The organism is Aquisalimonas sp. APHAB1-3, assembly GCF_048323695.1.
GTDB lineage: Bacteria > Pseudomonadota > Gammaproteobacteria > Nitrococcales > Aquisalimonadaceae > Aquisalimonas.
Window position 1 is genome coordinate 162,481 of sequence record NZ_JBLWFT010000004.1, and the last position, 25,390, is coordinate 187,870.

Annotated in this window: 22 protein-coding genes; 13 read left to right on the forward strand and 9 right to left on the reverse strand. The window is 66.2% G+C overall.

Features of this window, described 5'->3' with window-relative positions; genetic code table 11:
- Nucleotides 1–10 precede the first annotated feature (10 nt).
- Together ACNSTU_RS08995 and ubiK are read right to left on the reverse strand one after the other, a co-directional pair.
- Nucleotides 11–1,534: a YifB family Mg chelatase-like AAA ATPase gene (locus tag ACNSTU_RS08995; protein ID WP_290636080.1), complete on the reverse strand. Its 1,524-nt coding sequence runs from the start codon at nucleotides 1,532–1,534 to the stop codon at nucleotides 11–13.
- Between the two features lie 46 nt (nucleotides 1,535–1,580).
- Nucleotides 1,581–1,850, reverse strand: a complete 270-nt coding sequence (ubiK, locus tag ACNSTU_RS09000) for a ubiquinone biosynthesis accessory factor UbiK (RefSeq protein ID WP_290636078.1) — start codon at nucleotides 1,848–1,850, stop codon at nucleotides 1,581–1,583.
- 285 nt (nucleotides 1,851–2,135) lie between these two features.
- On the opposite strand from ubiK, the gene glnK reads away from it, so the two are divergent.
- Nucleotides 2,136–2,474, forward strand: a complete 339-nt coding sequence (gene glnK / locus ACNSTU_RS09005; protein WP_091645749.1) for a P-II family nitrogen regulator — start codon at nucleotides 2,136–2,138, stop codon at nucleotides 2,472–2,474.
- Between the two features lie 33 nt (nucleotides 2,475–2,507).
- Nucleotides 2,508–3,734 (forward strand): ammonium transporter, encoded by a 1,227-nt coding sequence (locus tag ACNSTU_RS09010; RefSeq protein WP_290636075.1) that lies wholly within the window; start codon nucleotides 2,508–2,510, stop codon nucleotides 3,732–3,734.
- A gap of 184 nt (nucleotides 3,735–3,918) precedes the next feature.
- Here the strand turns inward: ACNSTU_RS09010 and ACNSTU_RS09015 are convergent, their stop codons facing one another.
- Nucleotides 3,919–4,914 carry an adenosine deaminase gene (locus ACNSTU_RS09015; protein ID WP_290636073.1) on the reverse strand — a complete coding sequence of 332 codons (996 nt, stop codon included), beginning with the start codon at nucleotides 4,912–4,914 and terminating at the stop codon, nucleotides 3,919–3,921.
- A gap of 129 nt (nucleotides 4,915–5,043) precedes the next feature.
- Complete coding sequence (locus ACNSTU_RS09020) at nucleotides 5,044–6,363, reverse strand: short-chain fatty acid transporter (protein WP_290636071.1); 1,320 nt, start codon at nucleotides 6,361–6,363, stop codon at nucleotides 5,044–5,046.
- 302 nt (nucleotides 6,364–6,665) lie between these two features.
- Here ACNSTU_RS09020 and ACNSTU_RS09025 point away from each other — a divergent pair, with 302 nt between their 5' ends.
- On the forward strand, nucleotides 6,666–7,814 hold the full coding sequence (locus tag ACNSTU_RS09025) for a flagellar motor protein MotA (protein WP_290636069.1): 1,149 nt from the start codon (nucleotides 6,666–6,668) through the stop codon (nucleotides 7,812–7,814).
- A gap of 13 nt (nucleotides 7,815–7,827) precedes the next feature.
- The gene (locus ACNSTU_RS09030; protein WP_290636067.1) at nucleotides 7,828–9,123 is read left to right on the forward strand and encodes a peptidoglycan -binding protein; all 1,296 of its coding nucleotides are present in this window, start codon (nucleotides 7,828–7,830) and stop codon (nucleotides 9,121–9,123) included.
- On the opposite strand, the gene ACNSTU_RS09035 is transcribed toward ACNSTU_RS09030, so the two are convergent.
- Nucleotides 9,110–9,640, reverse strand: a complete 531-nt coding sequence (locus ACNSTU_RS09035; RefSeq protein ID WP_290636065.1) for a YqiA/YcfP family alpha/beta fold hydrolase — start codon at nucleotides 9,638–9,640, stop codon at nucleotides 9,110–9,112. The two genes, ACNSTU_RS09030 and ACNSTU_RS09035, sit on opposite strands and share 14 nt — an antisense overlap.
- Before the next feature lie 181 nt (nucleotides 9,641–9,821).
- Here ACNSTU_RS09035 and ACNSTU_RS09040 point away from each other — a divergent pair, with 181 nt between their 5' ends.
- From ACNSTU_RS09040 to ACNSTU_RS09060, 5 genes are all read left to right on the forward strand, one after another.
- Complete coding sequence (locus ACNSTU_RS09040; RefSeq protein ID WP_290636063.1) at nucleotides 9,822–10,478, forward strand: TetR/AcrR family transcriptional regulator; 657 nt, start codon at nucleotides 9,822–9,824, stop codon at nucleotides 10,476–10,478.
- 51 nt (nucleotides 10,479–10,529) lie between these two features.
- Nucleotides 10,530–11,585, forward strand: coding sequence for a metal-dependent hydrolase (locus tag ACNSTU_RS09045; protein WP_290631034.1), 1,056 nt, complete (start codon nucleotides 10,530–10,532; stop codon nucleotides 11,583–11,585).
- A 33-nt stretch (nucleotides 11,586–11,618) separates the two neighbouring features.
- Nucleotides 11,619–12,983 carry an MFS transporter gene (locus ACNSTU_RS09050; protein ID WP_290630979.1) on the forward strand — a complete coding sequence of 455 codons (1,365 nt, stop codon included), beginning with the start codon at nucleotides 11,619–11,621 and terminating at the stop codon, nucleotides 12,981–12,983.
- 81 nt (nucleotides 12,984–13,064) lie between these two features.
- Nucleotides 13,065–13,832, forward strand: coding sequence for an NAD kinase (locus tag ACNSTU_RS09055; RefSeq protein WP_290630981.1), 768 nt, complete (start codon nucleotides 13,065–13,067; stop codon nucleotides 13,830–13,832).
- Nucleotides 13,833–13,946: 114 nt separating this feature from the next.
- Nucleotides 13,947–15,473: a flavin-containing monooxygenase gene (locus ACNSTU_RS09060; RefSeq protein WP_290637526.1), complete on the forward strand. Its 1,527-nt coding sequence runs from the start codon at nucleotides 13,947–13,949 to the stop codon at nucleotides 15,471–15,473.
- Between the two features lie 15 nt (nucleotides 15,474–15,488).
- On the opposite strand, the gene ACNSTU_RS09065 is transcribed toward ACNSTU_RS09060, so the two are convergent.
- Both ACNSTU_RS09065 and ACNSTU_RS09070 read right to left on the reverse strand, forming a co-directional pair.
- The gene (locus tag ACNSTU_RS09065) at nucleotides 15,489–16,856 is read right to left on the reverse strand and encodes an ethylbenzene dehydrogenase-related protein (protein WP_290637524.1); all 1,368 of its coding nucleotides are present in this window, start codon (nucleotides 16,854–16,856) and stop codon (nucleotides 15,489–15,491) included.
- Between the two features lie 75 nt (nucleotides 16,857–16,931).
- Nucleotides 16,932–17,837 carry a DMT family transporter gene (locus tag ACNSTU_RS09070; RefSeq protein ID WP_290637522.1) on the reverse strand — a complete coding sequence of 302 codons (906 nt, stop codon included), beginning with the start codon at nucleotides 17,835–17,837 and terminating at the stop codon, nucleotides 16,932–16,934.
- Nucleotides 17,838–17,958: 121 nt separating this feature from the next.
- Here ACNSTU_RS09070 and ACNSTU_RS09075 point away from each other — a divergent pair, with 121 nt between their 5' ends.
- A complete protein-coding gene (locus tag ACNSTU_RS09075) occupies nucleotides 17,959–19,218 on the forward strand; it encodes a M20/M25/M40 family metallo-hydrolase (RefSeq protein ID WP_290630989.1) in 1,260 nt (419 codons plus the stop codon).
- A 71-nt stretch (nucleotides 19,219–19,289) separates the two neighbouring features.
- On the opposite strand, the gene fur is transcribed toward ACNSTU_RS09075, so the two are convergent.
- On the reverse strand, nucleotides 19,290–19,733 hold the full coding sequence (fur, locus tag ACNSTU_RS09080) for a ferric iron uptake transcriptional regulator (RefSeq protein ID WP_290630991.1): 444 nt from the start codon (nucleotides 19,731–19,733) through the stop codon (nucleotides 19,290–19,292).
- Nucleotides 19,734–19,826: 93 nt separating this feature from the next.
- Complete coding sequence (locus ACNSTU_RS09085; RefSeq protein WP_290630993.1) at nucleotides 19,827–20,276, reverse strand: Fur family transcriptional regulator; 450 nt, start codon at nucleotides 20,274–20,276, stop codon at nucleotides 19,827–19,829.
- A gap of 142 nt (nucleotides 20,277–20,418) precedes the next feature.
- On the opposite strand from ACNSTU_RS09085, the gene ACNSTU_RS09090 reads away from it, so the two are divergent.
- From ACNSTU_RS09090 to ACNSTU_RS09100, 3 genes are read left to right on the forward strand one after another with little or no spacing between them, the layout of a single operon-like run.
- Nucleotides 20,419–22,944, forward strand: a complete 2,526-nt coding sequence (locus ACNSTU_RS09090; RefSeq protein ID WP_290630995.1) for an ABC transporter substrate-binding protein — start codon at nucleotides 20,419–20,421, stop codon at nucleotides 22,942–22,944.
- A gap of 5 nt (nucleotides 22,945–22,949) precedes the next feature.
- Entirely contained in the window at nucleotides 22,950–24,062 is a 1,113-nt protein-coding gene (locus tag ACNSTU_RS09095; RefSeq protein ID WP_290631036.1) for an ABC transporter permease, read from the forward strand.
- On the forward strand, nucleotides 24,059–25,390 hold the full coding sequence (locus ACNSTU_RS09100) for an ABC transporter permease (protein WP_290630997.1): 1,332 nt from the start codon (nucleotides 24,059–24,061) through the stop codon (nucleotides 25,388–25,390). The genes ACNSTU_RS09095 and ACNSTU_RS09100 overlap by 4 nt, the downstream gene beginning before the upstream one ends.

Below are 25,390 nucleotides of genomic sequence, written 5' to 3' on the forward strand. Positions count from 1 at the left end.
GCTGGCCGGCTCACGCGCGAATGCGGGAAGGCTCATCGTCCGCGGTCAGGCGTCGATAGCCCAGCGCTTCGCCTAGATGCTGCACGGTGACACGCTCGGCGCCCGCCAGGTCGGCGATGGTGCGGGCGACGCGCAGCAACCGGTGGTACGCCCGTGCCGACAGCCCGAGCCGCTCCATGGCATTGGTGAGGAATTGTGCTTCGGTCTTGCCGATGGCGCAGGCCGCGTCGATGGTGTCGGGCCCCAGCGCGGCGCTGGCGGCACCGCTCTCCGCGACCCGGAACGCCCGCGCCGCACAGACCCGCTCCCGCACGGCGGCTGACGCCTCCCCCGGTTCCGCCTGCTGCAGCTCGGCCGGACGCAGCCGTGGCACGCTGATCTGCATGTCGATGCGGTCCAGCAGCGGCCCGGAGATGCGGCCGCGGTAGCGCGCCACCTGATCCGGTGTGCATTGGCAGGCGTGCACCGGATCGCCCAGGTAGCCGCAGGGGCAGGGGTTCATGGCCGTGACCAGCTGGAAGCGGGCGGGGTATTCCACCTGGGCGGCGGCCCGGGAAATGCTGACGCGGCCGTTCTCCAGCGGCTCCCGTAGCACCTCCAGCGCGTGACGCCCGAACTCCGGCAGTTCATCCAGAAACAGCACGCCGTTGTGAGCCATCGAGATCTCACCCGGACGCGGGCGGGAGCCGCCGCCCGCCAGCGCGGTATGGGAGGCGGAGTGGTGGGGCGAGCGGAACGGGCGTCGGCCCCAGTCCGCCGGGGCAAAGCCCGAGCGTGTGAGCGAGAGCACGGCCGCGGTTTCCAGGCACTCGTCATCGGTCATGGGCGGCAGTATCCCCGGCATGCGCGCGGCGAGCATGCTCTTGCCCGTGCCCGGAGGGCCGCTCAACAGGATGGAGTGACCGCCGGCGGCGGCGATCTCCAGCGCGCGCCGGGCACCGCACTGCCCGCGGACGTCGGCCAGGTCCGGTGGTGCATCGGCGGTGACCGCCGGCACCTCGGCCCGGGCCGGCTCGAGTAGAGCCGTGCCCGCAATGTGTCCGGTGATGTCCAGCAGGTGCGCGGCCCCATAGCTGGCCTCGGGGTGGACCAGTGCCGCCTCCGGCGCGTTGTCGGCGGGGACCGCCAGCGCGCGCCCCGCCCGCCGGGCCTGCACCGCAACGGGCAGGCACCCGCGCACGGGCCGGAGGGTGCCCGTCAGCGCCAGCTCGCCGGCGAACTCCCAGTGTGCCAGCCGGTCCCGGGGGATCTGTCCGGATGCGGCGAGAATGCCGATGGCAATGGGCAGGTCGAAGCGACCACCCTCCTTGGGGAGGTCCGCTGGTGCCAGGTTGATGGTGATGCGCCGGGTCGGGAACTCGAACCCGCTGTTGAGAATGGCGCTGCGAACCCGGTCGCGGCTTTCCTTCACCGCGGTCTCGGGCAGCCCGACGATGGAGACCGACGGCAGGCCGTTGGCGAGGTGGACTTCGATATCCACCAGCGGTGCATCCACGCCAAGGCCCGCGCGGCCGTATACCACTGCAAGTGTCATGTGTCCCGTCCCTGGGCGTGCCGCGCGTCAGGGCGCGGCGTTGGGTTCAGCTCTCTCCGGCCTGGTCTTCGCCGCCGGTGCGCCCTTCCAGCGCCGCGACACGTTCTTCCAGCGCTTCCAGCTGGGCGCGCGTGCGGGCGAGCACCTTGGACTGGGCGTCGAACTCCTCCCGCGTGACCAGATCCAGGCGATTGAAGGTGCTCTGCATGGTGGTCCGGAAGTTCCGCTCCATCTCCTGCTGGAACTCCCGCAGGCCGGGAGGCAGGTTGGCCGCGAATTTGCGCGCCATCTCATCGAGCGATTTCGGGTCGAGCATCGTGCACTCCTGATGATCACTGGTCTGTGTGCGCCCCGATTCAGTGCGAAATGCACCGAATCGGGGCGTGCCGTTGGTGCGGTGCCGCCGGAATCAGCGTTCTGGAGCCAATAACAACATGAATTACCGGCATAAACAACAAGTGGCACGGGAAATGCTCAAGCCCTGTCGAGTCCGATGCGGGCGGCCGGTTTATGAAGCCTGTCCGCAGGGAGCCCCGCCTGCGCGGGGGAAACCGTACCAGGGTCCGGAGAATCCGGACCGGTTTTCAGGGAGTAGCCGGGAATGAAACTCGTTACCGCAATCATCAAGCCGTTCAAGCTGGACGACGTGCGCGAAGCACTGTCCGAGATCGGCGTGCAGGGCATTACCGTCACCGAAGTGAAGGGCTTCGGGCGGCAGAAAGGGCACACGGAGCTGTATCGCGGCGCCGAGTACGTCGTCGATTTTCTCCCCAAGGTGAAGATCGAGGCGGCGGTTCAGGACGATCTCACCGATCGCACCATCGAGGCCATCTCCAAGGCCGCGAACACCGGGAAGATCGGCGACGGCAAGATCTTCGTCTTCGAACTGGAGAAGGCGATCCGAATCCGTACCGGTGAGACCGACAAGGACGCGCTTTAACCGGCGGCCCGTGCAACCAAGAGGATAATAACGATGGAAGTTACTGAACTCGCGTATGCGCTGGATACCTTCTACTTTCTGCTCTCGGGCGTGCTTGTGATGTGGATGGCGGCCGGCTTCTCGATGCTCGAAGCGGGCCTGGTGCGCTCCAAGAACACCGTGGAGATTCTCACCAAGAACATCACGCTCTACTCCGTGGCGGTGATGATGTACCTGCTGGTGGGCTGGAATCTCATGTACGAGAGCGGGGGCGGCGTGTTCCCGTCGCTGAGCTTCTTCCTGCCCGGCAGTGAGCCGCACACCACCGAAGACGGCTTCTCGTACTACTCTGACTTCTTCTTCCAGGTGGTGTTCGTGGCGACCGCCATGTCCATCGTCTCCGGGGCCGTGGCCGAGCGGATGAAACTCGGGGCCTTCCTGCTGTTTGCCGTGGTCATGACCGGTTTCATCTATCCGATTCAGGGTCTGTGGACCTGGGGCGGTGGCTGGCTGGATCAGCTCGGCTACACCGACTACGCCGGTTCCGCCATCGTCCACATGGCGGGCGCCACGGCGGCGCTGGCGGGTGTGCTGATCCTCGGGGCCCGCAAAGGCAAGTACACCAAGGACGGCAAGATCCGCGCGATCCCGGGTGGCAATCTGCCGCTGGCGACGCTGGGCACGTTCATCCTGTGGATGGGCTGGTTCGGCTTCAATGGTGGTTCGGAGCTGGCGGTTGCGTCCGAAGGCTCTGCGAACGCCGTGGCCACGGTGTTCATGAACACCAACTTCGCCGCGGCAGCCGGTGTCGTGGCCGCTCTGATCACTTCCAAGATCCTGTTTGGCAAGGCCGATCTCACAATGGTGCTCAACGGCGCCCTGGGCGGCCTGGTGTCCATCACTGCCGCGCCGGATTCGCCGGCCCCGCTGCTGGCCGTGCTCATCGGGGCGATCGGCGGCGTGATCGTGGTGTTCTCCATCATCGGCCTGGACAAGCTCAAGATCGATGACCCGGTCGGTGCCATCTCCGTGCACGGTACCTGCGGGATCTGGGGTGTGCTGGCAGTGCTCCTGTCGGTGCCGGAGGCGAACCTGGGCACGCAGCTGATCGGCCTGATCGCCATCTTCGGCTTCGTGTTCATCGCCAGTGCCGCGGTCTGGCTCGCGCTCAAGTTCACCATGGGCATCCGTGCCAGCGAGGAAGACGAGGAGAACGGTCTGGACATGCTCGAGTGCGGCATGGAGGCCTATCCGGAGTTCGTCTCCACCGGCCAGAAGTAAGCGACAACACAGTTGCAACACAGAACGGGCGCCCATCGGGCGCCCGTTTTTCGTTTACGGGAAGGAATTCGCCCGGCCTCGGTGGACCTGAAGGTCCACCCTACGGGAGCATCGTTGGCGGTCCGGTGCCGCTGTAGGGTGGACCTTCAGGTCCACCATGGCCGAGGATCCGCTAGCCAGCGCCTCACGCTGCCCGATCCAGTATGCCGTGCAGCTCCCGCCGTCGATCATCGCCGATGAACGCCGCGTCGATGGCGTTGCGGGTGAATCCGCACAGGGTGTCCCGGCTCAGGTCAAAGGCTTCGGCCACGGCGGTCATGTTGGCGGTCATGTAGCCGCCGAAGTAGGCGGGATCGTCCGAGTTCACGGTGACGTTGAGGCCCGCCTCCAGCAGCCGCGGAAGGTTGTGGTCGTCGATGGTATCGAATACCCGCAGCTTGACGTTGGCCAGCGGGCACACGGTCAGGCAGATGCCGCTGTCGGCCAGCCGCTCCACCAGTTCCGGGTCGCCGGTGCATTGCACGCCGTGGTCGACGCGCTCCACGCGCAGAATATCCAGGGCCTGGCGGATGTAGTCCGGCGGTCCTTCCTCGCCAGCGTGCGCCACCACATGGAAGCCGCGGCTGTGCACTTCCTCGAAGACCCGGGCGAACTTCTCCGGCGGGTGGCCGGTTTCGGCGGAGTCGAGGCCAATGGCGACGATCTGCTCGCGCCAGTGCATGGCCGCCTCCAGCGTCTCGAACGCCGACGCTTCGGACAGATCGCGCAGGAAGCACAGGATGAGCCCCGTGCTCATGCCGTGGGCAGCCTCGGCGTCCCGGCAGGCGCGCAGGATGCCGCCGATGACCGCATCGAAGGGCACACCCCGTTCGGTGTGGGTCTGCGGGTCGAAGAACATCTCGGTGTGTACAACGTTCTCCGCGGCGATCCGGTCAAGGTAGGCGCGCGTGAGGTCGTAGAAGTCCTGCTCTTCCAGCAGCACGCAGGCGCCGTTGTAGTAGAGGTTGAGAAACGACTGCAGATCGTCGAACTCGTAGGCGGCACGGACGCTTGCCACGTCCGGGTAGGGCAGCGCTACGCCGTTGCGCTCGGCCAGCTGGAACATCAGTTCTGGCTCCAGTGTGCCCTCCAGATGGACGTGCAGCTCCACTTTCGGCAGTGCCTGGATGAAATCGCGCACGGTGCTCTCCTGTTTGACGTATTTGTATACAAGTCTAACAGGGGTTGGCCTGATGGAGAGACCGGGGCGGTGCGGCAATTGATGTAGGGGCGTGCCGCCGGGGAAGCACCCCGGCGGCACGCAGACCCTTTACGGCAGGAACATCAGACCCAGACCGATGATGACACCGGTCACCAGCAGGTTGATCAGGCAGAAGCCCATGATGTCCTTCGCCTTGAGGCCGGCGATGGCCAGGGCGGGCAGGGCCCAGAACGGCTGGATCAGGTTGGTCCAGGCGTCACCCCAGGCCACGGCCATGGCGGTGCGGGCGTGGTCGACCCCGAGGGCGGCACCCGCTTCAAGCATGATGTCCGCCTGCACGGCCCACTGGCCGCCGCCGGATGGCACGAATATGTTGACGATGCCGGCGCTCAGGAAAGCGAACAATGGGTAGGTGGTTTCATTGGAAATGGCCACGAACCACTGCGAGAAGGTCGCCGCCAGTCCGGATTCGATCATCATGCCCATGATGCCGGCGTAGAACGGGAACTGGATGACGATGCCGCCCGCCCCCTTGATGGCTTCCTGCATGGAGTTCAGGAAGTGCCGCGGCCGGCCGTGCAGCATGATGCCGAGGAACAGGAACGTGAAGTTGACGATGTTCAGGTTGAGGCTGCCGCTCTGCACCAGGAAGTAGTACCCCAGGAAGACCAGCCCCATGACACCGGTCGCCTGGGACAGGGTGACGCTGTTCTCAACCTTGTCCGCCGGGCGTTCCCATTTCAGCTCCGGCGACTTCTCCTCCTCTGCCAGCTTGTCCGGGTCGACGGTGACGGCGTCCTCCGGGCGACCCATCATCAGGCGGTTGACCAGCGGGATGACGATCAGCATCAGCAGAACCAGGATCAGGTTGAACCCGGCGAAAATGGTTTCGCTGGTGGAGATGATGCCGATCTTGTCCTCCATGAAATGGCCGTCGGTGGCAATCACCAGGCCGATGGAACTGGCCAGCCCGCCGTGCCAGACAATGAAGCCGCTGTAGGCGCTGGCAACCAGCAGCCGGTAGTCCACCCGAGGCACGGCCTGCGCCAGCTGCCGGGCGAACAGCGCCCCGATGACGAGGCCGAAGCCCCAGTTGATCCAGGCGGCGAAGATGGAGACCACCGTCACCAGGACGATGGCCTGCCCTGGTGTCTTCGCCATCTGCGCCAGCGATGCGAGAATCTTCTTGAAGAAGGGCGTGCTGGCGAGCACGAAGCCCGTGACCAGGACCAGCACCATCTGCATGCCGAAGGTCAGCAGGTCCCAGAAGCCACTGCCCCAGAACTCGACCATGGCGACAGGGCTCTGCCGTTCGATGCCCATGCCCAGGGCGAACACCACCAGGCTCAGCAGCAGGACAATGACGAAGGGATCGGGCAGATAGCGCTCAACGAGACGCACGGATGCGTTGGTTAGGCCTTTGAACATGGATACTCCCCCGATTGGGTTGATGTGATTGTTAGATGTAATTGTTATAGGACCGCTCGCGCCAGCGGCACGTCGACCATAGACGCAACCCGTGGTCGGCGTCCACCGTTGCGGACAGGCGCCCCCGGCCCGGTTTCATGGGGAGTTTCCGGTACCGTCCCCGGCGTTACATCACAACGAATGGTCTAGGATGGAATGCGAAACTGGCATTTCGTTGTATGGTAGGGCCATGCGGCGGGCAGGGGCGCCGCCGAACGCTTCGAATAACGACAGTTTGTCTGGGGCACAAGTGGGAGGCTGGCGTGAGACAACCAGGCCGTGTGCTGATCTGGATCGTGGTCTTTCTTCTGGCCGTGGCGGCCGTCGCCGGCTTGCTTCACGTGCCCCTGGCGGACGCATTCCTGGCCAACCCGGTGTTCAACGGCATGATCGTTGCCGTGCTCCTGGTGGGCATCATCATCAACGTCCGCCAGGTGGTGGTACTGGGGCCGGATGCCGGGTGGCTGCGGGCCTGGCAGCGCGGGGCGGAACAGCTGCCGCCACCGCCCAGACGCGGCATGCTCGGGTCGCTGGGGCGGATGTTGCAGGAGCGCGGCGAGCGCGTGCAGCTATCCACCATGAGCATGCGTGCCATTCTCGACGGCATCCGTTCGCGACTGGACGAGGCCCGGGATCTCTCCCGCTACTTTATCGGACTGTTGATCTTCCTCGGGCTGCTCGGCACGTTCTGGGGGCTGCTGGATACTCTTGGTGGCATTGGCCGTGTGATCAGCGGGTTGAGCGTGGGTGGCGGTGACGCCACCGAACTGTTCGAGCAGCTTCGCACCGGGCTCGAGGAGCCCCTGGCCGGCATGGGCACGGCATTCAGTTCGTCCCTGTTCGGCCTTGCCGGCGCCCTGGTGCTCGGTTTCGTCGACCTGCAGGCCGGCCACGCCCAGAATCGGTTCTACAACGATCTCGAGGAGCAGCTCTCCGGTCTCACGCGGTTCAGCTCCGGCGCCCTGGCTAACGTCGATACCGAGCACAGCGTGCCGTCCTATATCCAGGCCCTGCTGGAGCAGACGGCGGAAAGCCTCGACCGGCTGCAGCGCCTGGTCGCGCGGCGTGAGGAAGAGCGCCGCAGCGCCGAGGAGAGTGTGGCCACCATAACCGAGCAGGTCGGCGAGCTGGCCGAGCAGATCCGCAGCGAGCACAAGCGCATGCTCAGCCAGGCCCGGGGACAGATGGAACTGCAGCCTGTGTTGCAGCGTCTCGCGGAGAGCCTGGGCGAGCGTTCCGATGATTCCGAGGGTATGGAGGAGCGTCTGCGCTCCCTGGACCATACCCTGCACCGTCTGGTGGAGGAGATGCAGACCGAGCGAACCGACCTGGCCGCGGAGCTGCGTGACGAGATCCGGCTATTGACCCGGACCGTGGCGCGATCCACGGGTAACGACCACGGCGAGCGGTAGGCGAGCGACAGACGTGTTTCCCGAGCGGCGCAATCGCAACGGTGTGAATATCTGGCCCGGCTACGTGGACGTCCTGGCCACGCTGCTGCTGTTGTTCGTGTTCGTCCTCAGCCTGTTCATGGTGGCCCAGTACTACCTCACCGACACCCTGGCCGGCCGCGAGGCAGCACTGGCGCGCCTGGAGGCGGAGATTGCCGACCTGGGCGACGAGCTGGCCATGGAGCGCGAGCTCCGCGAGGAGCTGGAGGCGGACCTGGTGGTATCCATCGCCGAGCGTGAGGCGCTGCGTGAGGCCCTCGGCGATGCGCAGACGCGCGTGGCGGGCCTTGAGGACGAGCTGGCCGACGCCGAGGCCACCATGGCAGCGGATGCGGAAACCCGGGAGCGCCAGGCCGCGGAGATCGCCAGCCTGCAGCAGGATCTCATGGCCCTGCGGACCCTGCGCGACGAACTCGAAGAGGAAGTGGGGGAGCTGGCCACCCGGCAGGAAGAGACCGAAGAGGAGGCCGCGGTCGCCCGCGACCGCACCCGGGCCCTGGAGGCGGAGCTGGCCGAGGCCGAAGAACGCACGCATCTCGCCCAGCGCGAACTGGAGCGTGAAGAGATCCGCGTACAGGACCTCCAGGCTCTCGTGGAAGAGCAGCAGCGGGCGCTGGAGCAGGAGGCGCAGTTGACCACGGCGCAGCAGTCCCGCATCGACCGGCTCAACCGCCAGGTGGAAGCGCTGCGGGAGCAGCTGCAGCGGGTCTCCCAGGCCCTGGCGCTCTCCGAGGAGACCGTGGCGGAGCAGGAGGAAGAAATCCAGGACCTCGGCCGCAGGCTGAATCTGGCGCTCATCGAACAGGTCCAGGAGCTCAGCCGTTACCGCTCCGAGTTCTTCGGCCGCCTCCGCGAGGTGCTCGGGGATCGCGAGGACATCCGCATCGAAGGAGATCGTTTCCTGTTCCAGTCGGAGCTGTTCTTCGCGACGGCGTCGGCCGAACTCGGTGACGAAGGCCGTGACCAGCTCGACAATGTCGCCGACACGATGATCGAGCTGCAGGACAACATCCCCGAGGGGATTCCTTGGGTGCTCCAGGTGGAGGGCCATACCGACCAGCGGCCCATCGCCACGCAGCAGTTCCCGTCCAACTGGCAGCTCTCGTCGGCCCGGGCGCAGGCGATCGTGGATTACCTCATCGACCGGGGCGTGCCGCCCGAGCGCCTGGCGGCCGCCGGTTTCGGTGAATATCACCCGGTTGCAGAGGGCACGGACCCGGAATCCCTGCGGCGCAATCGCCGTATCGAGATCCGCCTCACCCAGCGTTGAGGCGTGGCGCCGTATCGCCTGCCCCCGTTTCGGTGAGAAACGTATCGAAGGCCCTGCACAGCCACTCGATGTGGTCCGTGAGCGTATGTTCGCTGTCCACCAGGTGCAGCCGCACGGCATGCCGCTGCGCCCAGCCCACCACGATCTGCGGCGGGATGATGGTGTCGTGCCACCCGTGGACCACCTCCGTGAGGCCCGCTCTCGGCGTGGTGTCGCCGGTGTAGCCGGGGATGTCCACGGCCGGCGCCAGCAGGAACAGCCCGCGTGGTTGCAGGCTGCCGCTCGCCACGGCGGAGACGTAGCCGCCCATGCTCGAGCCGACGAGAACCAGTTGATCGCCCCCTGGCAGCGATTGTTCCAGCAGATGACCCACCCGTTCGTCCGGGTCCATGGTGAATTGGTAGTCCGGGCTCATCACCGCCAGCCCCCGCCGGCGGGCGACATCCGCCAGTGCCGAGATCTTGCGGCCCCAGGGGCCGCTCTCCTTGCCGTGGGCGAAACACACCGTGGTGGTCATGGTTCTGTCCTCGCGTCCGGGCCGGCGATCACCCTATCATGAGGATAGCGCCTCCTCTGAGAAGGTTGGCGAAACCGCCCGGGAACAGGCCGGCGCCGCCCGGAGTCAACACCGGACAGGCGCCCCGGGGCGCGGAGAGATCCTTCAGCCATGCGGACACCGTCCGACAGGGAGGAACGTCATGCCGGTAAGCAGAGATGCCATTGTGGATGCGGCCCTTGCGGTGGCCGAGCAGAGCAGTTGGGAGGCGGTGCGTCTGTACGACGTGGCGGACCATCTCGGTACCGACCTTGCGGCCATTCAGGCACATTTCCGCGAAAAGGAAGAGGTGGCGGATGCCTGGTTCGACCGGGCCGATGCGGCGATGGTGGCGGCGGCCTCGCAGCCCGGGGTGCAGGCGCTGCCCTCCAGTGAGCGCCTGCACTATCTGATCATGGCGTGGCTGGACGTGCTGTCACCCCATCGCCGGGTGACGCGCGAGATGATCAAGGGCAAGCTGGAGCCGGGCCATCTGCATGTGCAGATTCCCGCCGTGCTGCGCATCAGCCGCACGGTGCAATGGTTGCGCGAGGCCGCCCGCCGGGATGCGGCGGGCATGCACCGCGGATTGGAAGAAACTGTTCTGACCAGCATCTTCATTACCACCTTCAGCGGCTGGCTGACCGACGCCAGCGACGGTGCAAGCGCAACCCGCGCCCGGCTGTCCCGCCTGCTGCACGGTGCCGCGTGGATGGCGCGCTGGGTTCCCGGTTATCATCACGCGCCCCATGTGCGCGCGTTGCCCGGCGCGCAGGTCGCGGACAACGAGCGCACCGGCGCCGCGGAGACCCAAGCCTGAGTGCCCGGCTCACTGGGCTCACTGGGCTGACGCGACAGCGAGGAGACGATTCTGGATACTCTTACCCACGCGTTGAGCGGGGCGCTGGCCGGTCGTGCCACGGCACCCCGCCAGGCCCGGCCGGATCAGCTGTCACTGCGCGAGCGCACGTGGATCGGCCTGCTTGCCGGTGCCGCGCCCGATATCGACATCGTCTTCACGCTTTTCGGCCACGTCAGCTACCTGGAGAACCACCGGGGCATTACTCACTCGCTGCTGCTGATGCCGCTGTGGGCGTGGCTGCTGGCGGCCCTGTGTGCTGTGGCGCTGGGGCGCCGGTACACGTGGCGCGCCTATTACGGCGTCATCCTGCTGGCGCTCTTCGTTCACATCCTGGGTGACCTCATTACCAGTTACGGCACCCAGATCCTGGCCCCATTCAGCAACTGGGCGCCCGGCTTCAACACCACCTTCATCATCGACCCGTGGTTCAGCGGGGTACTGCTGGCCGGTCTGGTGGCGAGTCTCTACTGGCGCCCGCGTGTCGGCGCTGCGCTAGGGTTGGCCGCGGTGACGGCGCTGGTTCTGTTTCAGTACACCCAGTACCGCACCGCGGTGGGCGTGGCGGATGGCTGGGCCCGGGCGCAGGGGTATTCGCAGTACACCGCCGAGGCCTACCCCCAGCCGTGGTCGGCGTTCAACTGGAAGCTCGTGGTGGACCACGGCGATGTCTACGACATGGCGCGGGTGAATCTGCGCCGCGACACGGCGCCCGCCGACCCCGGGGACGACGCCGGTTTGCTGCGCCGGCTCTGGGCATCCTATCCGCCGGTGGCCGAGGCCGAGTGGGAGCGGTTCGCGCACTTCGGTGACGCGTCGGTGGAGCCGCTGGCACGGGACGTGTGGGCCCAGGACGAGATGGCTTTCTTCCACTGGTTCGCGAGCTATCCGGCGCTGCGGCAGGTGGATCAGCGCAATGGCGATCAGTGTGTCGTGTTCGAGGACCTGCGCTTCCGGCTGGAGGGCATGGATTCGCCGTTTCGTTACGGCATGTGCCGCGGATCGGCAGACGGCGGCTGGGCGCTGTATCGTATGCTCGACAACGGCGGGCGGCGCCCGCTCGAGTGAGGCGCACCTCGTGAACCGATGCAGGAGGCAGGTATGAGTGTCGCCGAGGGCGAAGCAACTACGCAGGAGAAGGCGCGCGCGCCCAAGCGCGAGATCTTCGGCTGGGCGATGTTCGACTTCGCCAACCAGGCGTTCACTCTGCTCATCATCACCGTGGTCTTCGGTGACCTCTTCACCACCGTGATTGTGGGCGACCGCGGCGACGATTACCGCCTGGGCAATCTGCTCTGGAGTCTGGCGCTGGCGTTGAGCTACTTCATGGTGGTGGTCACCGGGCCCGTGTGTGGCGCGGTCATGGACTACTCCGCCAGCAAGAAGCGTTTTCTGTTCGTCAGCTACATCGCCACTGTGGTTGCCACCGGGCTGCTGGTGTTCGTTGAGCCGGGGGACATCCTCCTGGGGCTGGTCCTGATCATCGCCTCCAACTTCGCCTACTCCATCGGCGAGAACTTCATCGCCGCGTTCCTGCCCGACCTCGGGCCTTCGCGGGACCTGGGCAAGATCTCCGGTTTCGGCTGGGCGCTGGGCTATATCGGTGGCCTGTTCGCCGCCGCGTTCACGCTGGCGTTCCTCGGCGACGCCACGGCGGAGAACTTCGATCGCATTCGCTGGGTGGGCCCGTTCGCCGCCGGCTTCTTCCTGCTGGCGGCCATTCCCACGTTCGCGTTTCTGCGTGAGCGGGGTGTCGCACGGCCGCTGCCCGTGGGCGCGAGCTACGTCAGCCTCGGGTTCGGGCGAATTCGGGATACCGTCCGGGACATCGCCCGGTTCCGCGACCTGGCGACTTTTCTCACGTCGCTGCTGTTCTCCATGGGCGGGATCTACATCATCATCACCTTCGCCTTTATCTACGGGGCGCAGGTGATCGGCTGGGATGAGCACATCCGCAACATCATGTTCATCATCGTCCAGATCACCGCGGCCATCGGCGCGCTGGGCTTCGGCTTCCTGCAGGACCGTCTCGGTGCCAAGCGGACCTACATCGGCACGCTGACGTTGTGGGTCCTCGCCATCCTCGCCATCTGGGGGACGCCGGAGGTGACCGAGTTCATCAACGACACCTTCGCCGTGGACTGGGAGGCGCAGCACCTGTTCCTGGTGGTGGGCTGCCTCGCGGGCGTGAGTCTCGGATCCAGTCAGTCGGCCAGCCGCACCCTGGTCGGGCTTTTCTCGCCGGAGGACAAGGCCGCCGAATTCTTCGGGTTCTGGGGTCTGGCGAACAAGCTCGCGGGCATGTTCGGCATCGTCGCGCTCGGTCTGCTGCAGTCCGTTGTGGGACTGCAGGGGTCCATTCTGCTGTGTGCGTTCCTTTTCCTCGTGGCCATCGCGATCTGCGTGCCGGTGAACCAGGCGCGCGGCCAGCGGGCGGCGGCGCGCTGGGATGAGGGTGAGGGCTGAGCCACTGCGCAGGCGCCGGGCGCATCGGTTAGAGTAGAAAGCGCAATCGGCGCATTTGTACAGGAAACCATCGGGAGCGGCATGAACAGACCCCGTCTCGCAATCATTGCAGGCACCTCGGAGAACGCCCGCGAGGCGGAGGCGGCGCTTCTGGCGCAGTATGACACGGTGCCGCCGGAGGAGGCGGACGTGCTGGTGGCCCTCGGGGGCGACGGCCTCATGCTGCGCACCCTCCACAAGTACATGACCCTCGGCAAGCCGGTGTTCGGCATGAACTGCGGCAGTGTCGGCTTTCTCATGAACCGCCTGCAGAGCGAAGGGCTGTACGAGCGCCTCGCCAACGCCCAGCCCGTGACCATCAAGCCGCTGCACATGCGCGCCCGGACCGCCGGCGGCAACTGGCGCGAGGCGAGCGCCATCAACGAGGTGTCGCTGCTGCGCGAGACGCGGCAGACGGCGCGCGTGCGCATCAAGGTCGATGGCGTGGTGCGTCTGGAGGAGCTCATCTGCGACGGGGTGCTGGTGGCCACGCCGGCCGGCAGCACGGCCTACAACCTCTCCGCCGACGGGCCCATCCTGCCGCTCAAGGCCGGGATTCTCGCTCTGACTTCCATTGTTGCGTTCCGTCCCCGTCGCTGGCGTGGCGCCGTGCTGCTCAACAGCGCCCACGTGGAGTTCGAGATCCTGGAAACGCCGAAACGCCCGGTGAGCGCGGTGGCGGACTTCACGGAGGTGCGCGACGTGCGTTACGTGAGCATCCGCGAGGACCCGGAGCGGGCGCTGACGCTGTGGTTCGACCCGGAGCACAATCTGGAGGAGCGCATCGTCAAGGAGCAGTTCCTGCCGTAATTTCCGGGGCGGCCGTGGTTGCCTGAAAACAGGAAAGGGCTCTTTTTGCGGCGCGCGGTGACCGACTATACTGGGCGCAGCCCGGTCAGGTTTTCACGGGCGTCGGGAGCGCGCATGAGCGGCCACCACCGGGTGCTGATCATCGGTTCGGGGTTTGCCGGCCTGGGTATGGCGATCCAGCTCAAGGCCTACGGCGAGCACGACTTCGTCATCTTCGAGAAGGAAAGCGGCATTGGCGGCACGTGGTGGGTGAATCACTACCCGGGCTGCGCCTGCGACGTGCAGTCGCACCTGTACTCGTTCTCCTTCGCGCTCAATCCGGAGTGGTCCCGGCGCTACGCCACCCAGCCCGAGATCCGCGACTACCTCCAGGGCTGTGCGGACAGCTACGGCGTGCGCCCTCACGTGCGCCTGGAGACCGCCGTCGAGCAACTGCAGTGGGATGACAGCAACCGCTACTGGACGTTGACCGACAGCAACGGGGTGACCTGGACCGGCGACATCGTCGTCTCCGGCATGGGCGGGCTGTCGCGCCCGGCGTACCCGGATATTCCCGGAATCGAGCGCTTCCGCGGTCACGCGTTCCACTCCCAGCAGTGGGATCACGACCACACGCTCGCAGGAAAGCGGGTGGCCGTGATCGGGACCGGCGCCTCCGCCATTCAGTTCGTGCCGCAGATCCAGCCGCACGTGGAACGGCTGGATCTCTACCAGCGCACGCCCCCGTGGATCGTGCCCAAACCCGACCGGCCGGTGCGGCCGTGGCAGCAGCGGCTTTACCGGGCCGTCCCTGCGATCCAGCGCGGCGTGCGAGCCGGGATCTACACCCTGCTGGAAGGCCGGGTCCTGCCCTTTGCCATCGCCCCGCGCCTGATGGCGTTGCCGCGGCGACAGGCCCTGGCCCATCTTCGCCGGCAAGTCGCCGACGCGGACCTGCGCCGAAAGCTCACCCCGGACTACACCTTCGGCTGCAAGCGGGTGCTGATTGCCGACGATTATTACCCGGCCGTGTGCGCGGATAACGTCGAGCTGATCACCTCCGGGGTGCGCGAGATCCGCGAGCATGGCGTGGTGGACGCCAACGGCAAGGAACGCCCGGTGGACACGCTGATCTTCGGCACCGGCTTCAGCGCCGCCGATCCGGTTCCCGAGGGCATGATCACCGGCCGTGACGGGCGCGATCTCGGGCGTGAATGGCGCAGTGGCCCCGAGGCCTACAAGGGCACCACCGTGGCCGGGTTTCCCAACCTGTTTCTGCTCATGGGGCCGAACACCGGCCTCGGCCACAGTTCGGTGGTGTACATGATCGAGTCGCAGATCCGTTACGTTTTGGACGCGGTCCGGCAGATGGACCGGCACGGCATCGCCAGCGTCGAGGTGCGGCCGGAGAGGCAGGATGCGTTCAACCGCCGGGTGCAGCAGCGGCTGTCCGGCACGGTCTGGAATACCGGTGGCTGCCGGAGCTGGTATCTGCACCCGGTGAGTGGCCGCAACGTGACCCTGTGGCCCGACTTCACCTGGCGCTTTCGCTGGCAGACCCGACGTTTCGATCTGCCGGCTTACCACTGGATGCCGACAGCGCATCAGCGTCCGGTGATCATGGCGGCGCAGCGAGCCCGGCGGCGGGCCCGCAGTCACTGACGGCGTCGTCACCGTTCAGTCGTCGTCGCTGTCCTGCTCGTCGTCGTCCTCCTCCTCGGCCAAGCGCGTCTCATGGCCAATGATGAACGTCTGCAGCTGCTCGATATCGTGGAAGTCCCGGACGCCCAGGTTGCCGGTGGCCAGGGGTTCGCTGCCGGGGTGGTCGCCATGCAGCCATTGCCAGGTCACCTGACCGGGGTAGATCAGCGTCAGCTCGGTCCACTCCAGTTCCACGTCGCTGAAGTCACCGTCCGCGCGCACCGCGACAATGTCAGCGTCGTCATGGCCCAGCCCGAGGGTCTGGGGCAGGGAGACGCGGTGCCAGCGGGCGCCGACGCCGCCGGAGTGCACGGCGAAGGCCACGTTGTACGTGCCACCGTCCTCCAGGGTCTTGCTGTCCATCGGGTCCGGTGCCTCCAGGGTGCGGATCAGCGTGACGCGCCAGGCACCATCGGTGTACCGCCCCGCGGCCTGGATGGCACCGCGGCTGCCGTGGGGCGGACGAAGGAAGCGCTGCGGGATGACGTCGCCTTCCTGCCAGTCGTGATCCGGGTCGAAATTGACCGCATTGCCCTCGTAGATGTAGTACGGATCATCCTGGCCGTATTCGCGGTCGATCAGCGCGTCCCAGTCCAGGGAGCGGCTGCCCACCTGGTCCGGGTCGAACATGTAACGCGGCTGCCCGGCGTCCTCGTCCCAGTTGTCCGTGAACATGCTGCGGCCCTCGGACGACATCCGGTAGTGCAGCACGTAGCCGTTGTCGGCGTACCCCATGGGGTTGCTGCGATGCGCGCGCCATTGCCACAAATCCAGGAACTTGCCGTCGCGCCGCAGCTGCTCCAGCTCGTCGTCGTCGCGCACGTCCTGCCAGGCCGCCTCGCGCTCGTCGTCGGTGTCCCGTGACAGTGCCAGATACTTGCGCACGTCGCTGCGCCCCATGTCCTCGCCCAGCTTGGGGTGATCCTCCACCTCGTCGCTGTCCGCCTCGCTGGTGAGCGTGCGCATGCCCTGGTGTACGGTCATCCAGCCGCCGATACGCGCGAAGTCGTCCACGGTGCCGTCGTCGAGCATCATGGAGATGCGGTCTTCATACAACCCGTGCTCATCGGGACCCGGGGAGCCGGAGCCGTAGCGCACCCAGTCGCCGTCCTCGTACACCCAGTACTGGTGGTACCAGCTGGGATTGTCCGTGACGTACTCGTAGTGAATCTGGATGTGCGAGTCGTCGTACGCCGCAGAAACACGTAACTGATCGAACAGGTCATCGTCGCCGGGAATGTGGATGTTGCGGTCCCGGTCATCCAGTTGTGCTCCGTTAGCGAGGGCGATGACGGGCAGGAACGCGAGCAGCATGATGGTGGTAACGGGCCGTACGCCGGGCATCGGGAAGCTCCCTGTGTGGTGGAACGTCTGGACTCATCCTATAACGCGTTGTCCCGATGGCAAACCGGCGTGTGGTTACGCCTTTCTGGCGCCCCAGGTAGCCAGGTAGAGGCCGATCAGGATGAGCAGGGCGCCGGCGGCGTGGTAGCCCTCGAGCTGCTCACCGAGCAGTGGCAGTGCCAGCGCGGCAGCGAACAGCGGCATGAGATACATGAACATGCCGGCACGCCCCGGGCCGATCACCCGCACGCCGTGATTCCAGCCAAGATAGGACAGAATGGATGGCAGCGTGGCGACGTACAGGAACGCCGGGATCTGGCTGGTGGTCACAGTGAACGTGTGCCCCCGCGCCAGCTCGACCATGTACAGCGCGAAGATGAACGGCAGGGCCAGCGCCACCAACGCCGTGAGCAGAACCGTCGGCCGCAGCTCCAGGGGGTGGCGACGCAGCAGTACCGAGTAGATGGCCCAGCTGGTGATGGCCACGGTCATCAGCAGGTCGCCGGGAGCGAAGCCGAGCCCGGTGAGCCGGTCCAGGTCGCCCTGGCTGATGATGACCAGCACACCCGGCAGCGCGATGCACAGCCCCAGCCCCTGGCGGGCGGTGAGCCGCTCCGTCGCCGTTGCCCAGGCGGCCAGGGCGATGACCACCGGCATGGTGGCGTTGATCAGCGTGATGTTCACGGCGGTGGTCGTGACGGCCGCCGCGTACAGCAGAGTGTTGAACAGGCCGGCGCTGAGAACTCCTAGCAGTGTCAGCAGCCCCAGGTGTCGGCGAATGACCGGCGCCGATGCCCGCAGATGCGGCCAGGCGAACGGCAACAGGATGATCAGCGCCAGCACCCAGCGCCAGAATGACAGCGCGATGGGCGGGATCTCGCCGACGACACCGCGGCCGACCACGGCGTTGCCGGCCCAGAACAGGACCGCGGCGACCAGCGCGCCGTAAGCCAGGAGTTCCTGTCGTTGCAGCGTTGTCATTGCGTGCCCGGAGCCTTGTGCCGTTGTAAAGCAAGTGCGGGACGAGCGCGTCGGGCCGCCCTGCTCTTGTAGAATCTGTCAGACTGAGTCACCGCGAACCGAAACCGGAAGAGAGAGAACCATGACCGAAGCGAAGCAGCCCTGGACCCAGCCCATGCCCGAGCGGCAGTTTAACCTGATGCGGGACATTCTCGCTGCTCCCAGCCCTGTCGGCCTGGAAGGCGCCATGACGTTCGGCGTGCTCAAGCCCTACTTCGAGAGCTTTGCGCCGAAGGACTGGCACGTGCACCAGTTCAAGGGGCACGCTGGCGTCGTGCTGGATACCCATCCGGGCCGTGACGACCTGTTCAGCATCATGATCATCGGCCACGCCGACAAGATCCGCATGCAGGTGCGCTCCATCGGTGATGACGGCAAGATCTGGATCAACAGTGACTCTTTTCTCCCCATGACGCTGGTCGGCCACGAGGTGAAGCTGTTCAGCGAAGACCCGAAGCAGCCCGGCAGCTACCGCGTGATCGAGGGCGGCACCGTCGAGGCGCTCGGCGCCATCCATTTCGCCGAGAACGCCCTGCGCACCGGCGAGAAGGGGATCAAGAAAGAGCAGCTGTATGTCGAGTTGCAGATCCACGGCGAGAACAAGAAGCAGCAGGTGGAGAACCTGGGCGTGCGGCCGGGCGACTCCATCATCCTCAACCGCCCCATCCGCAAGGGCTTCAGCCCCGACACCTTCTACGGCGCCTATCTGGACAACGGCCTTGGCTGCTTCGTGACGGCCGAAGTGGCGCGTCTGGTCGCGGAAGCCGGCGGCACGAGCAACGTCCGGGTGATGTTTGCCATGGCCACCTACGAGGAGATCGGCCGTCTCGGCAGCCGCGTGTTCGCGGGTGAGCTCGAGCCCGATGCCATCATCGGCGTGGACGTGAACCACGACTACGTGGCTGCGCCCGGCATCGGTGACCGGCGGATGCAACCGCTGGAGATGGGTAAGGGCTTCACCCTGGCGGTGGGTGCCATTGCCAGCGAACAGCTCAACCGCGTTGTGGAGTCCGCGGCCAACGCCCACAAGATCCCGCTGCAGCGGGACGTCTGTGGCGCCGATACCGGTACCGACGGCATGGCAGGCGTACTGGCGAGCGTGGACTGCGCCGCCACGTCCATCGGCTTCCCGATCCGCAACATGCACACCATCTCGGAGACCGGCCACACCGGCGACCTGCTGGCGGCGGTCCACGTGATTCACCGCACCGTGGAGTCCCTGGACGCCCTGCCTGATGCGCACAAGGCCTTCCGCGAGAATCACCCGCGCCTGGATCAGGCGGGCGCGCTCGTGCACCAGGGGTCGGAAAAGCCGGACGGCAAGAAGAAGAAAGGAAAGTAGAACGCAGGCCAGTGCTGCGACCTGGCGGCCGGTCAACCGGCCGTCAGGGCAAGGGGGGGCGTCGAGCCGTCTCAGTCGGCGGTTTCGTCCTGCCGGTCGCACTCGCGCAGGCAGTTCGCGTACAGCACCAGGCTGTACTCCCGGAGGTCGAACTGCCGCTGCTGGGCGATGCTCTTCTGGCGGTTCTCGATGACGTCGTCCACGAACTCTTCCACCTTGCCGCAGTTCACGCACACGATGTGGTCGTGGTGGCCGCCATCGGCCAGCTCGAAGCGTGCCTGCCCGCCCTCGAAGTGGTGCCGCAGGACGATGCCGGCGCTCTCGAAATGCGACAGCACGCGGTAGACCGTGGCCAGGCTGAAATCGGAGCCCGAATCGGACAGGCGTCGATACACCTCCTCGGCAGTCAGGTGGTGCTGGCCATCCTGTTCCTGCAGGGATTGCAGCAGCTCCAGCACTTTGACCCGGGGCAGCGTCGTCTTCAGGCCCGCTTTTTTCAGTTGGGGATATTCCATGATTCAGACTCCGGCTGAAACCTGCCGCTTCAGAAATGCGACTTAGACTCAGTCTAGACCATCTTGGCGTTGTTGACGAGGGGGTAGCGGCGGTCAGCGGTCGGCCGAGTGAGCGGCGCGGCTGCGCACACGGACCACCACCTCCATGCCCTCGATTTCCGTGCCCTCCGGCAGCCCGAGATCACCCTGGATCGCCAGGCGGCCCGCGGGGATATCGGACAGCTCACCGGTGTCCATGTTGTAGACGTGGTGATGATCCGCCGTGTTGGAGTCGTAGAGCGTCCGGTCCGGCTCGATCAGCACTTCGTTGATCAGCCCGTGTCGGACGAACAGGCCCAGCGTGTTGTAGACCGTTGCCTTGGAGACGTGACCGTAGGCCGCGTTCACCTGCGCCAGCACCTGATCGGCGGATAGGTGCTGCGGGCGCTGGAACAGCAGATGGGCTATGTCGATGCGCTGCTGGGTCGGCTGAATGCCGAACCGCTCGAGCATCGGTTTCACCTGCTCGTGTGCCAGCGGAAAATGGTGGCTTCGGTTGCTCATGTGCACAAGAATACCATCGTCCTCCGCCTGTTGCGCAATTCCCCTGTGGGTGATGGTGTGCCCGGCGCGAGGAATGTGGCAGCCTGTTGGCGGAATTGGCGAACGGGCCCCGACCACCGACCGTTACGGATAGACGTTGTTCATGCGAAAACTGCTGCTTGTTCTTGCTGCCGGCCTGTTTGTCGTCATTCTCGCGTTCCGTTTCGGCGGTGATTCGCCCTCCGACCAGGGGGTCGGAGACGCACCCGACGAGGAAGATGCGCACCCCGGTGACCGTCGCGGCGCCCTGGTGGATGAAGTGGTGTTCACCCAGGAGTCCGACGTGGGCAAGGTTGCCGGCCTGATCGAAGGCGGCTCCCACCACGTATTCGCCCAGGGGGTCACCAACAACACCGTGTTCAACCGGCTGCGCGATTCGTCGCGCACCGATTACGAAGAAGCCTACGGCACCTCCGGCGAGCTCACCCTCAATCCGGCCGGCCCGGAGCTGGACAACGGCGAGCTCAACCCGTTTGCGGTGCGTGAGATACGCGAAGCCATGAACTGGCTGGTCAACCGTCGGCACATCGCCGAGGAGATCTACGGCGGCCTTGCCGTCCCGCGCACCCTGCCCGTGAACACGGCGTTCCCTGATTACGCCCGCCTTGCCGATACGGCCCGCGCGCTGGAGCTGGAATACGGCTACGACCCCGAGCGTGCGCGCACGGTGATCCGCGAAGAGATGGAAGCCCTGGGCGCGACGCTGGAGCGCGGCCGCTGGATGTACGACGGCCGTCCGGTGCGGCTGAACGTCCTGATCCGCTCCGAGGACGCCCGCAAGCAGGTGGGTGACTACGTGGCCAACCTGCTGGAGGACGAAGGATTCCGGGTCGAGCGCCAGTACCGCACGGCCGAGGAGGCGTCGCGGATCTGGATCGGTGGTGATCCGGCCTCGGGTCGCTGGCACGCCTACACCGGCAGCTGGGTGTCCACCGTGATCAACCGGGACGTCTCCGACAACCTCAGCTTTTATTACACCCCGCGCGGGCGCCCGGAGCCGCTGTGGCAGGCGTACGATCCCGACCCGGAACTGGACGAGATCGCGGATCGCCTGCAACGCCGGGACTACGGCTCCAGTGAGGAGCGACGTGAGCTGATGGCCCGGGGCATGGAACTCGCCATGCATGATTCCGCGCGCATCTGGCTGGTGGATCAGATCAACGCCATTCCGCGTGCCGAGAACGTCGAACTGGCCGCTGACCTGGCCGGGGGCATCGCCGGGTCGCGGCTGTGGCCTTACACCCTGCGCTTCCGTGACCGCATCGGCGGCCGTGTGGTGTTCGCCGCACCGAGTCTGCTGACCGAGCCCTGGAACCCGGTGGCCGGCAGTAACTGGCTGTTCGACACCATGATCAGCCGTGCGCTCAGTGATGCCGCCGTGCTGCCCGATCCGTTCACCGGTCTGTACTGGCCCCAGCGCATCCAGTTCGCGGAGGTCACCGTGCAGGAAGGTGTGCCGGTGGAGCGCACCCATGACTGGCTACGCGTCGATTTCGCCGATGAAATCCGCGTGCCGGAGGACACCCTGATCGACTGGGACGGCGAGACCAGCCGGTTCATTACCGTGGGCGAGAAGCACGAGGACGGCGTCACCGCGCGCACCCGTACGCGGGTGGTCTACGAGGACGACTACCTGGAGCGCCGCTGGCACGATGGCACCCAGGTGTCCATGGCCGATGTGGTGCTGCCCTGGGTTCTCAACTTTGCCCGTGCCGATGAGGCCAGCAGCCTGTTCGACCCCAGTCACATGCCGTCATTCGAGGTGTTCCAGCGCCACTTCCGCGGCTGGCGCATCGTCGGTACGGATCCGCTGGAGATCGAGATCTACAGCGACCAGATCTTCCCGGATGCTGAAACCATCGTCGCCCAGCGCACGCCGTCCGCCCAGCCATGGCATACGCTGGCGCTGGGTATTCTGGCGGAGCGCAGCGGCGAGCTGGCGTTTTCCTCCAACAAGGCGGACCGCATGGAAGTGGACTGGATGAGCCTGATCGCCGGGCCGAGTCTCAATGTCTTGCGCCGAGGCCTGGATACCGCCAGCGAGGTCGGTTTCGTGCCGTACGCGAACGTCCTCTCCGAGCACTTGCGTGAGGGCGAGCCGGAGGCGCGCTACGCCGCCCTGGCCGACTGGTACGCCGAGCGCAACCACTTCTGGGTCGGCGACGGTCCCTTCTATCTGCATGCGGTGTATCCGGTGGAGCGCACCGTGGTGCTGCGCCGGTACGAGGATTTTCCGGACCGCGCCGACAAGTGGTTGCGCTTCACCCGGCCACGCATCCCCGAGGTGGCCATGGATGGTCCGATGACGGTCACGCCGGACGACGACAGTGTGCGTTTCCCGGTGCACATCACCTACGATGGCGAGCCGTACGAGGCGGAGGCGATCGAGCAGGTTCAGTATCTGCTGTTCGACGGCGACGGTCAGCTGCGACACCGCGGCGAGGCCGAGCGTGGTGACGACGGCGAGTGGCGGATTGATCTCGGCCGCGAGGAGCTCGCCGGTCTCGGCTTTGGTGCCAACAGCCTTGAGGTGGCCATCACCTCCCGGGACGTCGCCCTGCCGGCGTTCGCCTCCCACGCCTTCGCCACGGTGCCGGCGGGCACGCAACTGCTGGAGGACGACCTGTGAGTGCGCTGCCTGCCGCAACGCCGGCCCGCACCGGCTGGTTACGGGATCTGCGCCGCATCGCCACCTTTACCGGCAAGCGGCTCATCGCCCTCATCCTCACGGTGCTGGTGGGGGTGTACCTCACCATCCTGATCGCCAACATGGGCGGGCAGGTGGACGATCTGCGCATGCTCCAGATCCGCGCCACCGTCTCCGAACAGGTGCGCGCCGACCCGGCGTTCTTCGATATGCCTTCGGAGGAGCGCAACGAGCTCATCGAGCGGCAGGTGCAGCTGGAGGTGGAGCGGCGGCGCCTGGACGAACCGTTCATGGTCCGCAGCATCGACTACCTCGCCCAGGGCATGCAGCTGGATCTGGGCCGCGCCGAGGAGATGCACAGCGACAGCGGCTCCCGGGAGGTGTATCAGATCATTGTCGAGCGTTTGCCGGCGACGCTGCTGCTGTTCGGCACCGCCAACCTGCTGGTGTTCTTCGTCTCCGTGTGGGCCGCGTTGTGGCTGTCGCGACGCTACGGCAGTCCCGCGGATCGGTCGGTGATCGCGCTGGCACCCAGTTCCGCGGCGCCCGGGTGGTTCTACGGCATCTTTCTGATCCTGATCTTCGCCTTCCTGGTGCCGGTGCTGCCCGCCGGCGGCATGGTGGACATTCCACCGCCGGAGGACAGCTGGGCCTACGCCGCCAGTGTCATGCGCCACATGGTGCTGCCGGTGGCCGCCATGTTCATCTCGTCGATCTTCATCTCCATCTACTCGTGGCGGACATTCTTCCTCATCCACTCCAGCGAGGATTACGTGGAGATGGCGCGGGCCAAAGGGTTGCCGTCGTCGCTGATCGAGCGGCGCTACATCCTGCGGCCGACGCTGTCCCCCATCGTCACGAGCTTCGCACTCATGCTGATCGGGTTGTGGAGCGGTGCCATCATCCTGGAGCAGGTGTTCAACTGGCCTGGCCTCGGCACGCTGCTGTTCCAGGCCATCGGCTACCGGGACACGCCGGTGATCATCGGCTCCGTGGTGATCTTCGCCTACCTGCTGGCGCTGACGGTGTTCCTGCTGGATATCCTCTACGCCATTCTCGATCCGCGTGTGCGGGTGGGCATCGAGGGGGACAACCGATGAATCGCTGGTTGAGCGGCCTGCGCGAGCTGCGGCAGTACCCGTCCGCCATCGGCGGCATGGCGTTGATCGCGTTCCTGATCGGGCTGTCTGTCTATACCGTCATCGTTATTCCCTACTCCCAGGCCCTGGAGCAGTGGCGGGGTGGTGAACAGTGGCAGATGCATCCGGTCAACGCCGGGCCCGTGTGGGCGGATCGCCTGCTGGGCGGCAACAAGCCCGAGACCATTACCGTCAGTAGTGACGACGCCACTGTGGAGGAGCGGACGTTTGACGGCGGTCGGCAGCTGCGCATCCCTCTTGGGTTTGATTTCACCTACGACGACTTTCCCAGCGAAATCAACCTGTTCCTGCAGTCCCGCGGGACGGAGCGGCAGGGGTTCGTGCGCCTGAGCTGGCGGACCCCCGACGGCGACACCATCCCGCTCGGCACCCAGCGCATTGCCAGGGACGACCGCGTGTCGATCTCCCAGAACCGGTCCCTGGAGGGGCGTCTGGGTCAGCCGCCGCACATCGGCCTGTTCGCGGGAGCTGACCCGGGCGACAATCCGGAGCCCGTGGCCGGCCGGTACGAGCTGGTGGTGGATGCCATGCTGTTTGGCGACGACCCGACGCTGAGCGCCGAGCTGGCGGTCTACGGGCGTGTGCACGGTATCGCCGGCACCGACCACCAGCGCCGCGATCTCATGGTGGCACTGCTCTGGGGGACGCCCGTGGCGCTGGCGTTCGGGTTGCTGGCGGCGGTGGGGACCACCGTCACCACGCTGGTGATCGCCGCGGCAGGGGTGTGGTTCGGCGGGTTGGTGGACGCCACCATCCAGCGGCTCACGGAGGTGAACATCATACTGCCGCTGCTGCCGATACTGGTCATGGTCGGCACCCTCTACTCCACCAGTATCTGGCTGATGCTCGGCGTGGTGATTGCGCTGGGCATCTTCAGCGCGGGTATCAAGATGTACCGCGCCATGCTGCTGCCCATCCGGCAGGCGCCCTACATCGAGGCGGCGCGGGCGTACGGGGCGAGCAACACGCGCATCATCATGCGCTACATGATCCCGCGCATACTGCCGGTGCTGATCCCGACCTTTGTCACGCTGATCCCCACCTACGTCTTCCTGGAGGCCTCGCTTGCGGTGCTGGGCCTGGGCGACCCGGTGCTGCCCACCTGGGGCAAGGTACTCAACGACGCCCAGGTGCAGAGCGCGCTGTACAACGGTTTCTATTACTGGGTGGTATCGCCGGCGCTGCTGCTCATGCTCACCGGTCTCGGCTTTGCCATGCTCGGCTTCGCGCTGGACCGGGTGTTCAATCCCCGGCTGAGGACGCAGTAA

What these genes read in the sequence shown, in the direction of transcription:
- ACNSTU_RS08995 (WP_290636080.1), bottom strand. Translation starts at nt 1,534, where the DNA reads ATGACACTTGCAGTGGTATACGGCCGCGCGGGCCTTGGCGTGGATGCA.
- ubiK (WP_290636078.1), bottom strand. Translation starts at nt 1,850, where the DNA reads ATGCTCGACCCGAAATCGCTCGATGAGATGGCGCGCAAATTCGCGGCC.
- glnK (WP_091645749.1), top strand. Translation starts at nt 2,136, where the DNA reads ATGAAACTCGTTACCGCAATCATCAAGCCGTTCAAGCTGGACGACGTG.
- ACNSTU_RS09010 (WP_290636075.1), top strand. Translation starts at nt 2,508, where the DNA reads ATGGAAGTTACTGAACTCGCGTATGCGCTGGATACCTTCTACTTTCTG.
- ACNSTU_RS09020 (WP_290636071.1), bottom strand. Translation starts at nt 6,363, where the DNA reads ATGTTCAAAGGCCTAACCAACGCATCCGTGCGTCTCGTTGAGCGCTAT.
- ACNSTU_RS09035 (WP_290636065.1), bottom strand. Translation starts at nt 9,640, where the DNA reads ATGACCACCACGGTGTGTTTCGCCCACGGCAAGGAGAGCGGCCCCTGG.
- ACNSTU_RS09040 (WP_290636063.1), top strand. Translation starts at nt 9,822, where the DNA reads ATGCCGGTAAGCAGAGATGCCATTGTGGATGCGGCCCTTGCGGTGGCC.
- ACNSTU_RS09050 (WP_290630979.1), top strand. Translation starts at nt 11,619, where the DNA reads ATGAGTGTCGCCGAGGGCGAAGCAACTACGCAGGAGAAGGCGCGCGCG.
- ACNSTU_RS09055 (WP_290630981.1), top strand. Translation starts at nt 13,065, where the DNA reads ATGAACAGACCCCGTCTCGCAATCATTGCAGGCACCTCGGAGAACGCC.
- ACNSTU_RS09060 (WP_290637526.1), top strand. Translation starts at nt 13,947, where the DNA reads ATGAGCGGCCACCACCGGGTGCTGATCATCGGTTCGGGGTTTGCCGGC.
- ACNSTU_RS09065 (WP_290637524.1), bottom strand. Translation starts at nt 16,856, where the DNA reads ATGCCCGGCGTACGGCCCGTTACCACCATCATGCTGCTCGCGTTCCTG.
- ACNSTU_RS09070 (WP_290637522.1), bottom strand. Translation starts at nt 17,837, where the DNA reads ATGACAACGCTGCAACGACAGGAACTCCTGGCTTACGGCGCGCTGGTC.
- ACNSTU_RS09075 (WP_290630989.1), top strand. Translation starts at nt 17,959, where the DNA reads ATGACCGAAGCGAAGCAGCCCTGGACCCAGCCCATGCCCGAGCGGCAG.
- fur (WP_290630991.1), bottom strand. Translation starts at nt 19,733, where the DNA reads ATGGAATATCCCCAACTGAAAAAAGCGGGCCTGAAGACGACGCTGCCC.
- ACNSTU_RS09085 (WP_290630993.1), bottom strand. Translation starts at nt 20,276, where the DNA reads ATGAGCAACCGAAGCCACCATTTTCCGCTGGCACACGAGCAGGTGAAA.
- ACNSTU_RS09090 (WP_290630995.1), top strand. Translation starts at nt 20,419, where the DNA reads ATGCGAAAACTGCTGCTTGTTCTTGCTGCCGGCCTGTTTGTCGTCATT.
- ACNSTU_RS09100 (WP_290630997.1), top strand. Translation starts at nt 24,059, where the DNA reads ATGAATCGCTGGTTGAGCGGCCTGCGCGAGCTGCGGCAGTACCCGTCC.